Raw genomic sequence first — 13,374 nt, 5'->3', positions numbered from 1 at the left:
ACAGCATGCGCACACTAACGATTGAACCGCTGACCAAAGAAGCCTTCGCCCCCTTCGGTGACGTGATCGAAACCGACGGCAGCGACCACTTCATGATCAACAACGGTTCGACCATGCGCTTCCACAAACTGGCGACGGTCGAAACCGCTACGCCTGAGGACAACGCGATCATCAGCATCTTCCGCGCCGACGCGCAGGACATGCCGCTGACCGTGAGCATGCTGGAACGCCATCCGCTGGGCAGCCAGGCTTTCATTCCGCTGCTCGGCAACCCCTTTCTGATCGTGGTCGCGCCACTTGGCGATGTACCTGTATCAGGCTTGGTCCGCGCCTTCGTCACCAACGGCAGGCAGGGCATCAATTACCATCGCGGCGTCTGGCACCACCCGGTGCTGACGATCGAAAAGCGGGATGACTTCCTGGTGGTTGATCGCAGTGGCACAGGCAACAACTGCGATGAGCATTTTTTCAAAGAGGATGAGCGTTTGATCCTCGCCCCCCACCAATAAGAGAAGGTCTGATCACTCGACAACAAGAGTGACAGGCGAGAGGTAAAGACTGTGGAAGCACATCTGTTGGAATGGCTGAACCTGAGCGTGCGCTGGGTTCACATGATCACTGGCGTGGCCTGGATCGGCGCGTCGTTCTACTTCGTCTGGCTGGAGAACAACCTCAACCGCGTCAACCCGAAAACCGGTCTTGCCGGTGATCTGTGGGCAATCCACGGCGGCGGTATCTATCACCTGGAAAAATACAAACTGGCCCCACCGTCGATGCCGGAGAACCTGCACTGGTTCAAATGGGAAGCCTACTTCACCTGGATGTCGGGGATCGCGCTGCTGTGCGTGGTGTTCTACTCCAATCCCGTGCTCTACCTCGTGGCACCCGGCAGCGGCCTGACCGGCCCTGAAGGCGTGGCCATCGGCATCGGTTCGCTGATCGCCGGCTGGTTCATCTACGACTTCCTCTGCGATTCGGCTCTGGGCAAGAAACCCGCCCTGCTCGGCTTCATCCTGTTCGTGCTGATCATCGGCGCGGCGTATGGCTTCAGCAAGGTGTTCAGCGGTCGTGGTGCGTATCTGCACGTCGGCGCGATCATCGGCACCATCATGGTCGGCAACGTGTTCCGCATCATCATGCCGGCGCAGCGTGCACTGGTCGCGGCGATTGCCGAGAACCGCACGCCGGACCCGGCGCTGCCGGCCAAAGGCCTGCTGCGTTCGCGTCACAACAACTACTTCACCCTGCCGGTGCTGTTCATCATGATCAGCAACCACTTCCCGAGCACTTACGGCAGCCAGTACAACTGGTTGATTCTGGCCGGGATCGCGGTGTTGGCGGTGTTGGTGCGTCACTACTTCAACACCCGTCACGACAGCCACAAGTTTGCCTGGACCCTGCCGGTGGCAGCGGTGGGCATGATCAGTCTGGCGTACGTCACCGGCCCTGCGCCGATGTCGACCGCGCCGGACGTGGCCAAGGCACCCGCGAAAATCGAGTACCAGCCACTGCCGGAAACGGCACTGGGCGGTGGCGCGAAACCGGCTGAAACGGCGGCACCTGCAGCGCCAGCAGCAGCCCCTGCTGCGGCACCGGCGCAAGCGTCCAACGCAGGTCCTGCGTTCGACAAGGTGCACAACGTGATCCAGGAACGCTGCGCGGTCTGCCATTCGGCCAAACCGACCAGCCCGTTGTTCAGCGCGGCGCCCGCCGGTGTGATGTTCGACACCCCCGAGCAGATCCGCCAGAACGCGGCGCGGATCCAGGCGCAAGCCATCACCACGCAGATCATGCCACTGGGCAACATCACGCAGATGACCCAGCAGGAACGTGACCTGATCGGTGCATGGATCGCGCAGGGAGCCCAGACCAACTAAGCAGTAAAAGCATCGCTGGCGAGCCAGCTCCCACAGGGTTTTGCAGTGCCTGTGTGGGAGCTGGCTTGCCAGCGATTAGCCGCAACGCGGTTTACCTGATGCAAAGAAACAGCTGTGAGCCACCCGGCAGCTGTTCAATCACAAGAATAAAAAAGATCCGAGGTGTTGCATGTCCGAGCTGTCCAAAGCGCGCATCCCCGACGCACCCGCCATTCAGCGTTTGCCCCTTTTGCAACTGATCCTGGTCGGTTTGCAACATGTTCTGCTGATGTACGGCGGTGCCATCGCGGTGCCGTTGATCATCGGACAGGCCGCTGGCCTGAGTCGTGAAGAAATTGCCTTCCTGATCAACGCCGACCTGCTGGTCGCCGGTATCGCCACCATCGTCCAGTCGCTGGGTATCGGCCCGATGGGCATCCGCATGCCGGTGATGATGGGCGCCAGTTTCGCCGCCGTCGGCAGCATGGTCGCCATGGCCGGCATGCCCGGTATCGGTCTGCAAGGGATCTTCGGTGCAACCATCGCCGCCGGGTTCTTCGGCATGCTCATCGCGCCGTTCATGTCCAAGGTCGTGCGTTTCTTCCCGCCTTTGGTGACCGGCACAGTCATCACCTCGATCGGTTTGTCGCTGTTCCCTGTGGCCGTGAACTGGGCCGGTGGCGGGGCCGCTGCGGCACAGTTCGGCTCACCGATTTATCTGGCCATCGCCGCGCTGGTGCTGGCGACCATTCTGTTGATCCACCGCTTCATGCGCGGCTTCTGGGTGAATATTTCCGTGCTGATCGGCATGTGCCTGGGCTACGTGCTCTGCGGCGCCATCGGCATGGTCGACCTGAGCGGCATGGCCAACGCGCCATGGGTTCAGTTCGTCACTCCGCTGCACTTCGGCATGCCGAAATTCGAACTGGCGCCAATCCTGTCGATGTGCCTGGTGGTGGTGATCATCTTCGTCGAGTCCACCGGGATGTTTCTCGCGCTGGGCAAGATCACCGGTCAGGAAGTCTGCCCACGGATGCTGCGTCGCGGCCTGCTGTGCGATGCCGGCGCCTCGTTCGTTGCCGGTTTCTTCAACACGTTCACCCATTCCTCGTTCGCGCAGAACATCGGCCTGGTGCAGATGACCGGCGTGCGTTGCCGTTCGGTGACCATCGTTGCCGGTGGCCTGCTGATCGTGCTCAGCCTGCTGCCGAAAGCGGCATTCCTGGTGGCGTCGATTCCGCCGGCGGTGTTGGGCGGTGCGGCGATCGCGATGTTCGGCATGGTTGCTGCCACCGGGATCAAGATCCTGCAAGAAGCCGACATCGGCGACCGGCGTAATCAACTGCTGGTGGCGGTGAGCATCGGCATGGGCCTGATCCCGGTGGTGCGTCCGGAGTTCTTCGCGCATCTGCCGCTGTGGATGAGCCCGATCACCCACAGCGGCATTGCCATGGCCACCCTCAGCGCGCTGACGTTGAACCTGCTGTTCAACATCCTCGGCGGCGCCGAACGCGCAGCGATCAACGACTGCCACGCACATCAGCATTAACCAAGTCACCACAAAACCTTGTGGGAGCGAGCCTGCTCGCGAAAGCGTTGTGTCATTCAACAGTGATGGCGACTGACACGCCCTCTTCGCGAGCAGGCTCGCTCCCACAGGGGACGTGCAACACCCTGCCTCAACAATAAAAACAAGAGGGAGCAACCGATGATTCGCACGCAAACCAGCGTTCTGTTGAGTGGCGGCCTGCTGGCCGCGAGTCAGGCCATGGCCGGCGATTTACTGCTGTGGCAGACCAACAGCCTGAGCTACCTGTACGGCAAGAACTTCGCGATCAACCCGTCGATCCAGCAGACGGTGACGTTCGAGCACGCCGACAAGTGGAAGTACGGCGACAACTTCCTGTTCGTCGACAAGATCTTCTACAACGGTCAGGAAGACCGCAACAAAGGCCCGCACACCTTCTACGGCGAATTCACCCCGCGTTTCTCGTTCGGCAAAATCTTCGACCGGAAAATCGAGTTCGGCCCGATCAAGGACGTGCTGCTGGCGATGACCTACGAGTACGGCGAAGGCGACAGCGAGGCCTACCTGATCGGCCCCGGCTTCGACCTGAAAGTACCCGGCTTCAACTACGTGACCCTGAACATTTTCCGCCGCCAGACCGAAGGCCCGCGCCCCGGCGACGGCGTCTGGCAGATCACTCCGGGCTGGTCGTACAGCGTGCCGCTGGGCAACTCCGACCTGTTGATCGACGGCTATCTGGACTGGGTCGTCGACAACGACCAGAACTCGCGCGGCACCTACCACGCCAACCTGCACATCAATCCACAGATCAAATACGACCTCGGCAAAGCCCTGGGCTGGAGCCAGAAGCAGCTGTACGTCGGCACCGAATACAGCTACTGGAAGAACAAATACGGCGTCGAAAGCAGCCACAACCTCGACACAAACCAGAACACCGCCAGCCTGCTGGTGAAGGTGCACTTCTGAGATGGCCCGCAACCGTGCCCCATACCTGTCGTCGGTGCTCTGTTGCGGGGCACTTGAGAGCTGGCCGAGGAGTCAGTATTCTCCGCGGCCTCTTGAATTCGGTCTAAAAAAAAGCCCGGATTTAATTCCTGACCGACGAGCCAACTTATCCCGGCCCCGGTCAGTACCGAGGCATCCCGAAAACACGCGCAATCGACTGTTTTTCAGCAGCCGAACGGGCGTTTTTTTGCTTTTCGAAAGCGTTGGCCCAGCTCTTGCTATCACCAGCGAAGCTGACCGATCGGATGACTTTTGCAGCGACGAAAAAAGGCGCCACACCAGAGCGCCGATCTTAAAAAAATAAACGTGGAACACCTACTTTGGGAGCAACCGAATGAAACGTATGTGCACCAGCCTGATGCTCGCGGGATCGATGCTGGCCGGCGGCGAGGCCATGGCCGACGGCCTGCTGCAATGGCAGAACAACAGCCTGACCTACCTCTACGGCAAAGACTTCAAGGTCAACCCGGCGATCCAGCAGACCGTCACCTTCGAGCACGCCGATGCCTGGAAGTACGGGGACAACTTCCTGTTCGTCGACAAGATCTTCTACAACGGCAAGCCGGATGGCGGCGTCGGCAACAACACTTACTATGGCGAATTCAGCCCACGCCTGTCGCTGGGCAAGATCCTCGACCAGAAGATCGAATTCGGTCCGGTCAAGGATGTGCTGCTGGCGATGACTTACGAGTTCGGTGAAGGCGACGTCGAGTCGTACCTGATCGGCCCGGGTTTTGACCTGGCGATTCCAGGCTTCGACTACTTCCAGCTGAACTTCTACCAGCGCCACACCGAAGGCTCGCGCGCCGGTGACAACGTCTGGCAGATCACCCCGGTCTGGTCCTACACCATTCCGGTTGGCGACTCGAACATCCTGATCGACGGTTTCATGGACTGGGTGGTCGACAACGACGTCAACAGCAAAGGCGAATACCACGCCAACCTGCACTTCAACCCACAGGTCAAATACGACCTGGGCAAGGCGCTGAATTTCGGCGAGAAGCAGCTGTACGTCGGTGTTGAATACGACTACTGGAAAGACAAGTACGGGATCGACGACACCCGTGCGTTCACCACCAATCAGAACGTGACCAGCTTCCTGGTGAAGTTCCACTTCTGATCTTAAAAGCTTCGCGAGCAGGCTCGCTCCCACATTCGACCGAGTTCCAATGTGGGAGCGAGCCTGCTCGCGAAGGCTTCACCGCAAATCTCAGACTGGAACCACCGACTCGGTGATCCCCAGAAACCGGCACAACTCCTCTCGCTTGGCCAACGCATCGCGCCGTCCCAGGTCGATCAGTTCGCTGCAATACCCCGCCTCGAACAGCAGATAACTCAGCACCCCTGCCCCACTGGTCTTGGTCGCCCCCGGCCCACGCAAAAACAGACGCAATGCCGCCGGCAATTCCTGTCGATGTCGCGCCGCGATCTCGTCGATCGGCTGACTCGGCGCAATCACCAGCACTTCCACTGGCGCCACACCCAACTCTCGGGTCGGCACGCCCTCGGGCATCAGGTGGCTGAACTGGTTCAGACGCTGCAGCAACTCGATGTCGCTCTCCAGGCTGTCAATGAACGTGCTGTTGAGCATGTGTCCGCCAATCTGCGCCAGCGTTGGCTGCTGACCGCTGTAGGCGCGCTCCAGCGGCTGCTGCGGATCAAACCCGCGCGGGTTGCCGCTGACGCCCACCACCAGCACCCGACTCGCGCCCAGGTGCAGCGCCGGGCTGATCGGTGCCGACTGGCGTACCGCGCCGTCGCCGAAATATTCCTCACCGATTTTTACCGGGGCAAACAGCAACGGGATCGCTGAACTGGCCAGCAGATGGTCCACCGACAATTGCGCCGGCACGCCGATCCGCCGATGGCGCAACCACGCATCGATCGTGCCGCCGCCCTGATAGAAGGTCACCGCCTGCCCCGATTCGTAGCCGAACGCGGTCACCGCCACCGCATGCAATTGCTTGCGGGCGATGGATTCGGCGATGCCGGGCATGTGCAGTTTTTCATTGAGCAGGTCGCGCAGCGGCGAACTGTTGAGCAGCGCCACCGGCAGTTGGCGACCGATGCCGAGCAGGCTGTGACTGACAAAGCGGCTGGCCTGACGGATCACCCCCGGCCAGTCGCTGCGCAGCACCCGATGGCTGCGAAAGCCCTGCCAGAACAGTGTGAGGCGTTCGATGGCGGCGCGAAAATCGGTGGCACCACTGGCCAGGCTGACCGCATTGATCGCCCCGGCCGAAGTGCCGACGATCACCGGAAACGGATTGTCCGCGCCCAGCGGCAGCAATTCGGCAATCGCCGCCAGCACCCCCACCTGATACGCCGCCCGAGCCCCGCCGCCGGAAAGAATCAAACCTGTGACCGGTTCCGCTGGGCTCATCGCAACGCTCCATGGTGCTTGAAAGGGTGAGTGAATCAGCCGCGCCGTTTCGGGTAAAGCTTCGGCTCGCCCGGTGGACGGCTCTTGAAGCGGCGATGCGCCCACAAGTATTGCTCAGGGCAGGCACGCAGCGCACTTTCCACCCACTGGTTGATGCGGATGCAGTCGGCCTCTTCGGTTTCACCCGGGAAGTCTTCCAGCGGCGGGTGGATCACCAGTTTGTAACCGCTGCCATCCGCCAGACGCTCCTGAGTAAACGGCACCACCAGCGCTTTACCCAAGCGGGCGAATTTGGTGGTCGCGGTCACGGTCGCAGCCTGAATGCCGAACAGCGGCACGAAGATGCTTTGCTTGGCACCGTAGTCCTGATCCGGTGCGTACCAGATCGCCCGGCCCGAACGCAGCAATTTGAGCATGCCACGCACGTCGTCACGCTCCACCGCCAGCGAATCGAGATTGTGCCGCTCACGGCCCCGACGCTGGACGAAGTCGAATAACGGGTTTTTGTGCTCGCGGTACATGCCATCGATGGTGTGCTGCTGGCCGAGCAACGCGGCGCCGATTTCCAGGGTGGTGAAGTGCGCGGCCATGAGGATCACGCCCTTGCCTTCGCGCTGGGCGTTTTGCAGATGCTCCAGGCCTTCGACGTGGGCCAGTTTGGCCAGACGCTCACGGGACCACCACCAACTCATCGCCATTTCAAAAAAAGCGATGCCGGTGGAGGCGAAGTTTTCCTTGAGCAGGCGTTTACGCTCGGCGGCGGATTTTTCCGGGAAGCACAGCTCGAGATTGCGCTTGGCGATACGCCGCCGGTCGCCGGCCACGCGATACATCAATGCGCCCAGCACACGACCGATCGTCAGTAAAACCGCATACGGCAACTGCACGACCAGCCACAACAGCCCCAGACCGCACCAGAGCGGCCAGAAGCGGGGAGAAAGATAGGCTCTTCGAAAACGCGGGCGATCCATTAAAGCTTCCGTAAATTCAGTGGCCGCGCATTCTACATCGTTCGACCCGGCTTGCGGCTCGCGGGCGTTCTCGTTATAAGTCTCGGCACTTTTAGTGACAAGCCGTTGTATGCCGATATGAGCCAAAACGAATCGCCAGACCGAGATCCCGTGTTCCAGTTGAAGGGCAGCATGCTGGCCATCACGGTGCTGGAACTGTCCCGCAACGACCTCGACAGCCTTGATCGGCAACTGGCCGCCAAAGTCGCCCAGGCGCCGAATTTCTTCAGCAATGCACCGCTGGTCCTGGCGCTGGACAAACTGCCGCCCGGCGAAGGCGCGGTCGATCTGCCCGGCCTGATGCGCGTATGCCGTCAACATGGCCTGCGCACCCTGGCGATCCGCGCCAGCCGTATCGAAGACATCGCTGCCGCCATCGCCATCGACATCCCGGTGCTGCCGCCGTCCGGCGCCCGCGAGCGACCGCTGGAAGCGCCGGAACCGGAAGTCAAAAAGAAGCCGGAAAAGCCGCCGGAGCCAACGGTCAAACCGACCCGCGTCATCACCACGCCAGTACGTGGTGGCCAACAGATATATGCCCAGGGTGGCGATCTGGTGGTGGTGTCCTCGGTCAGTCCGGGGGCGGAACTTCTGGCCGATGGCAACATCCATGTATACGGCCCGATGCGCGGTCGCGCACTGGCCGGCGTCAAAGGCGACACCAAGGCCCGGATTTTCTGTCAGCAATTGAGCGCTGAACTGATCTCCATCGCCGGGCATTACAAGGTTTCCGAAGATTTGCGCCGCGATCCACTGTGGGGCTCCGGCGTCCAGGTCAGCCTGTCGGCCGACGTGTTGAACATCATTCGGCTTTAACGGATACTGCCGCATTTTCCAAGCATCTCTAAAACGTAGCGAAAACGGCTCAAACGAAGTAGGAAAAAGGAACAAGCAGCGTTTGCCCCCGGCAATTGCGACTTGCGCCGAATTCCAGCCAAGGCTGTCCGACTGCAGTAGTTTTCAAGAGATGTTTTTCAGGGGCTAAAAAGTCCTTCTTCCTTAGGGGTGAAACACCTTGGCCAAGATTCTCGTGGTTACATCCGGCAAGGGTGGTGTGGGTAAGACCACCACCAGCGCCGCTATCGGTACCGGCCTCGCTCTGCGCGGCCACAAAACAGTGATCGTCGACTTCGACGTGGGCCTGCGTAACCTCGACCTGATCATGGGTTGCGAGCGTCGCGTGGTGTACGACTTCGTCAACGTGGTCAACGGCGAAGCCAACCTGCAGCAGGCCCTGATCAAAGACAAGCGCCTGGAAAATCTCTACGTGCTGGCCGCCAGCCAGACCCGCGACAAAGACGCGCTGACCCAGGAAGGCGTGGAAAAAGTCCTGATGCAGTTGAAGGAAGACTTCGACTTCGTGGTCTGCGACTCCCCGGCAGGCATCGAGAAAGGCGCACACCTGGCCATGTATTTCGCCGACGAAGCGATCATCGTGACCAACCCGGAAGTGTCCTCGGTACGTGACTCCGACCGCATGCTCGGCCTGCTGGCCAGCAAATCGCGTCGTGCCGAACTCGGCGAAGAGCCGATCAAGGAACACCTCCTGCTGACCCGTTACAACCCGCAGCGCGTCAGCGATGGCGAAATGCTGGGCGTCGAAGACGTGAAGGAAATTCTGGCCGTGACCCTGCTGGGCGTCATCCCTGAGTCGCAGGCGGTCCTGAAGGCTTCCAACTCGGGCGTCCCGGTGATTCTCGACGACCAGAGCGATGCCGGTCAGGCCTACAGCGATGCCGTTGATCGTCTGCTGGGCAAAGAAAAAGAACATCGTTTCCTCGATGTTACGAAGAAGGGATTCTTCGAGCGCCTGTTTGGAGGTAGGTAATGAACCTTTTTGACTTCTTTCGTGCCAACAAAAAGCCAAGTACCGCCTCGGTAGCGAAAGAGCGTCTACAGATCATCGTGGCGCATGAGCGCGGCCAGCGCAGCACGCCGGATTACCTGCCAGCCTTGCAGAAGGAACTGGTCGACGTGATCCGCAAGTACGTCAACATCGGCAACGACGACGTACATGTTGCACTGGAAAGCCAGGGCAGTTGCTCGATTCTGGAACTCAACATCACCCTGCCAGATCGCTGAGTCGATCCGGCAGGAACGACGGCGGCTCAGGGCCATTCCCATCGCGGAATGGCCCTGAGCCGCCGTTGGCATTTGTTACGAGGCTGTTTTAATGCCGTTGTCCAACATCCGCATCATTCATCAGGACGCCGCCGTACTGGTGGTCGACAAACCGACGTTGCTGCTCTCGGTGCCCGGTCGCGCCGACGACAACAAGGACTGCCTGATCACCCGCCTGCAGGAAAACGGCTACCCGGAAGCGCGCATCGTTCATCGCCTGGACTGGGAAACCTCCGGCATCATTCTGCTGGCCCGTGACGCGGATACTCACCGCGAACTGTCGCGGCAGTTTCACGATCGTGAAACAGAGAAAGCCTACACTGCGCTCTGCTGGGGTCAGCCGGAGCTGGACAGCGGCAGCATCGACCTGCCGCTGCGCTACGATCCGCCGACCAAACCGCGGCACGTGGTCGACCACGAATTCGGCAAGCATGCGCTGACCTTCTGGCGCGTACTGGAACGTTGCGGCGACTGGTGCCGCGTCGAACTGACGCCGATCACCGGTCGCTCGCACCAGTTGCGTGTGCACATGCTGTCCATCGGTCACCCGCTGCTGGGCGACGGGCTGTACGCCCATGAGCAGGCCTTGGCGGCCTGGCCGCGTCTGTGCCTGCACGCCAGCATGCTGAGCTTCACCCACCCGCAAACCGGCGAGCGTTTGCGCTTCGAATGCCCGGCACCGTTTTAAGCGCTGCCTGAGTGGCGGCGCTGTTTTCTTTTGGACAAGGATTCTGTTTTCGGATGAGTTGTATTGATTCCCTGGTAACTCCCCTCACGAAAGTTCGTCATCAACTGCTTTACCTGGTTTACGGCAATCAGGATGTGTACCGGCGCGAAGCCAAGTTCAGCATCCTGACCGTCCTGTCCCAGGCTAAAAACGGCGAGCGTCCGGCGATCCGCATTCTCACCGATCGCCCCGATGACTATGCGGGCTGGCCGGTCGACACAGTGTTGCTGGACGAAGCGACCCTGACCCGCTGGCAAGGCACCCACGGCTATCACCATCGCCGCAAGGCCTGCGCCATCGCCGCGGGCATGCAGTGGGCGGAAAAAACCCTGTTCGTCGACACCGACACCCTGTTCACCCGCCACCCGAGCCAACTGTTCAAATTCATCGAGCCGAATCGCTCGGTGATGGATCGCTTCGAGTACGACTGGAAAGATGTGCACCAGCGTCCCGACTATCAAAAACTCGGTCGCGACCTGCGCAGCCACGGCGTGACGCCGGATAACGGTTTCAAGCTCTACAACAGCGGCTTGTGCGGCGTGACCGACAGCGACTCAGCGCTGTTCGAAGAGTCGATCCGCCTGATTGATGAGTGGACACTCGGCGGCTTCGAAATCCACACCATCGAACAGATCGCCCTGTCGTACGCCATGCGCGAGCGTCAGGTGGTGGAAGCGCGCAAACACGTCTACCACTACTTCGCGGAAAAACGTTTCTTCCACGCGATGCAGACGTACTTCTTCTCCCAGCACGGCGAGCAGTTCAGCCAGCGCCTGGTGGATCTGTGCAGCGATGTGCCACGGGTCAAGCCGTTCCCCTCGGCCTGGCGCCGATTGAAAATCAAATGGAAGCTGCGCCACCAGAAAGGCGCCCTGCGCAAGGTCGGTCGTGATCTGCTGTACGGCAGCGCCGCGCCGGAAGATCCGTACTACAGCGTTTGCCGACACGAATGGTGGGAATGCGCCTCGCGGGAAATTCTGCGTTGGGACGAGAGCCAGCAGAAAAAACTGCTGAGCCAGAAGTCCTGGCCGCAACAGCTGCCGCGTCCGGATAAACCGGAAGATGAAAAAGTCATCATGAACTATTTGAAAAAACGCGTAGCCGCCCGCTGATCCACATTACTCCCTGTGGGAGCGCGCTTGCTCGCGAAAGCGGTGTGTCATCCAAAAATCTGCATCTGACCCACCGCTTTCGCGAGCAAGCCCGCTCCCACCCCGATCCTGCCCGGATTCAATTCCCGGGCCGATGCGTTAAACTCGCGCCCATTGCTGTCTGGAGCTTCTTATGCGCGAAGAGTTGAACCAAGGCCTGATCGACTTCCTCAAGGCCTCCCCTACCCCGTTCCACGCCACCGCCAGCCTTGTTCAGCGTCTGGAGGCCGCCGGTTACGTGCGCCTCGACGAGCGCGAGCCGTGGACCACCGAGGCCAACGGCCGCTACTACGTCACCCGTAACGACTCCTCGATCGTCGCGATCAAAATGGGCCGCAACTCGCCACTGCACGACGGGATCCGTCTGGTCGGCGCCCACACCGACAGCCCGTGTCTGCGGGTCAAGCCGCAACCGGAACTGCAACGTCAGGGCTTCTGGCAACTGGGCGTTGAAGTCTACGGCGGCGCGCTGCTGGCGCCGTGGTTTGACCGCGACCTGTCGCTGGCCGGGCGCGTCACCTTCCGTCGCGACGGCAAGGTCGAAAGCCAACTGATCGACTTCAAGGCGCCGATCGCGATCATTCCCAACCTGGCGATTCACCTGAACCGTGAAGCCAATCAGGGCTGGGCGATCAACGCGCAGACCGAGCTGCCGCCGATCCTCGCGCAATTCGCCGGTGACGAACGTGTCGACTTCCGCGCCGTACTGACTGATCAACTGGCCCGCGAACATGGCCTGAACGCCGATGTGGTGCTGGATTACGAGCTGAGCTTCTACGACACCCAGAGTGCGGCGATCATCGGCCTGCATGGCGACTTCATCGCCGGTGCGCGCCTGGACAACCTGCTGTCGTGCTACGCCGGCCTGCAAGCCCTGCTCACTGCCGACACCGAAGAAACCTGCGTGCTGGTGTGCAACGACCACGAAGAAGTTGGCTCCTGCTCGGCCTGCGGTGCCGATGGCCCGATGCTCGAACAGACCCTGCGCCGCCTGCTGCCGGAAGGTGACGAGTTCGTCCGCACCATCCAGAAATCGCTGCTGGTCTCGGCCGACAATGCCCACGGCGTGCACCCGAACTACGCCGAGAAGCACGACGCCAACCACGGTCCGAAACTCAACGCCGGCCCGGTGATCAAGGTCAACAGCAACCAGCGCTACGCCACCAACAGCGAAACCGCCGGGTTCTTCCGCCACCTGTGCATGGCCGAAGAAGTGCCGGTGCAGAGCTTCGTGGTGCGCAGCGACATGGGCTGCGGCTCGACCATCGGCCCGATCACCGCCAGCCACCTGGGCGTGCGCACCGTCGACATCGGCCTGCCGACCTTCGCCATGCACTCGATCCGCGAACTGTGCGGCAGCCACGATCTGGCGCACCTGGTCAAAGTGCTGAGCGCGTTCTACGCCAGCCGCGAGTTGCCTTAAAAGCTTCGCGAGCAGGCTCGCTCCCACAGTTTGGAATGCATTCCAGGGTGGGAGCGAGCCTGCTCGCGAAAGCGGTAGTCCAGACAACACAATTTCATCATTGGACTGACTCAATTCTGATACACATCAGAACCGCTCCGCCAAAAGCGACCTAGACTTAAATCATCCCC

13 protein-coding genes are annotated in these 13,374 nt (G+C 60.8%); 11 read left to right on the top strand and 2 right to left on the bottom strand.

The window, feature by feature from the left end:
- Window positions 1-5: 5 nt before the first annotated feature.
- The 5 genes from ACOYXG_RS08210 (at window position 6) to ACOYXG_RS08190 (ending at window position 5,509) form a co-directional block, all read left to right on the top strand.
- A complete protein-coding gene (locus tag ACOYXG_RS08210) occupies window positions 6-509 on the top strand; it encodes an ureidoglycolate lyase (RefSeq protein ID WP_027613342.1) in 504 nt (167 codons plus the stop codon).
- A gap of 51 nt (window positions 510-560) precedes the next feature.
- On the top strand, window positions 561-1,877 hold the full coding sequence (locus tag ACOYXG_RS08205; RefSeq protein ID WP_414888174.1) for a urate hydroxylase PuuD: 1,317 nt from the start codon (window positions 561-563) through the stop codon (window positions 1,875-1,877).
- 169 nt (window positions 1,878-2,046) lie between these two features.
- Window positions 2,047-3,405 carry a nucleobase:cation symporter-2 family protein gene (locus ACOYXG_RS08200; protein WP_047292943.1) on the top strand — a complete coding sequence of 453 codons (1,359 nt, stop codon included), beginning with the start codon at window positions 2,047-2,049 and terminating at the stop codon, window positions 3,403-3,405.
- A 159-nt stretch (window positions 3,406-3,564) separates the two neighbouring features.
- Entirely contained in the window at window positions 3,565-4,350 is a 786-nt protein-coding gene (locus tag ACOYXG_RS08195; RefSeq protein ID WP_222015615.1) for an outer membrane protein OmpK, read from the top strand.
- Between the two features lie 373 nt (window positions 4,351-4,723).
- A complete protein-coding gene (locus ACOYXG_RS08190) occupies window positions 4,724-5,509 on the top strand; it encodes an outer membrane protein OmpK (RefSeq protein WP_027613346.1) in 786 nt (261 codons plus the stop codon).
- A 90-nt stretch (window positions 5,510-5,599) separates the two neighbouring features.
- Here the strand turns inward: ACOYXG_RS08190 and ACOYXG_RS08185 are convergent, their stop codons facing one another.
- Both ACOYXG_RS08185 and ACOYXG_RS08180 read right to left on the bottom strand, forming a co-directional pair.
- Entirely contained in the window at window positions 5,600-6,772 is a 1,173-nt protein-coding gene (locus ACOYXG_RS08185; protein ID WP_460356953.1) for a patatin-like phospholipase family protein, read from the bottom strand.
- A 35-nt stretch (window positions 6,773-6,807) separates the two neighbouring features.
- On the bottom strand, window positions 6,808-7,743 hold the full coding sequence (locus tag ACOYXG_RS08180) for a lipid A biosynthesis lauroyl acyltransferase (RefSeq protein ID WP_460356950.1): 936 nt from the start codon (window positions 7,741-7,743) through the stop codon (window positions 6,808-6,810).
- Window positions 7,744-7,860: 117 nt separating this feature from the next.
- Here ACOYXG_RS08180 and minC point away from each other — a divergent pair, with 117 nt between their 5' ends.
- The 6 genes from minC (at window position 7,861) to ACOYXG_RS08150 (ending at window position 13,204) form a co-directional block, all read left to right on the top strand.
- Complete coding sequence (gene minC / locus ACOYXG_RS08175; protein WP_027613349.1) at window positions 7,861-8,598, top strand: septum site-determining protein MinC; 738 nt, start codon at window positions 7,861-7,863, stop codon at window positions 8,596-8,598.
- Between the two features lie 199 nt (window positions 8,599-8,797).
- Complete coding sequence (gene minD, locus ACOYXG_RS08170; RefSeq protein WP_007960626.1) at window positions 8,798-9,610, top strand: septum site-determining protein MinD; 813 nt, start codon at window positions 8,798-8,800, stop codon at window positions 9,608-9,610.
- On the top strand, window positions 9,610-9,864 hold the full coding sequence (gene minE, locus ACOYXG_RS08165; protein WP_003223146.1) for a cell division topological specificity factor MinE: 255 nt from the start codon (window positions 9,610-9,612) through the stop codon (window positions 9,862-9,864). The genes minD and minE overlap by 1 nt, the downstream gene beginning before the upstream one ends.
- A gap of 91 nt (window positions 9,865-9,955) precedes the next feature.
- Window positions 9,956-10,591: an RluA family pseudouridine synthase gene (locus ACOYXG_RS08160; RefSeq protein WP_027613350.1), complete on the top strand. Its 636-nt coding sequence runs from the start codon at window positions 9,956-9,958 to the stop codon at window positions 10,589-10,591.
- A gap of 53 nt (window positions 10,592-10,644) precedes the next feature.
- Window positions 10,645-11,742: a hypothetical protein gene (locus ACOYXG_RS08155; protein ID WP_103368929.1), complete on the top strand. Its 1,098-nt coding sequence runs from the start codon at window positions 10,645-10,647 to the stop codon at window positions 11,740-11,742.
- A gap of 172 nt (window positions 11,743-11,914) precedes the next feature.
- Window positions 11,915-13,204, top strand: a complete 1,290-nt coding sequence (locus tag ACOYXG_RS08150) for a M18 family aminopeptidase (protein ID WP_003223140.1) — start codon at window positions 11,915-11,917, stop codon at window positions 13,202-13,204.
- The last annotated feature ends 170 nt before the right edge of the window (window positions 13,205-13,374 follow it).

Source organism: Pseudomonas sp. G3-39 (genome assembly GCF_054790485.1).
The sequence above is the reverse complement of the archived record's forward strand: the minus strand, read 5'-3'. Positions and strand labels throughout refer to the sequence as shown.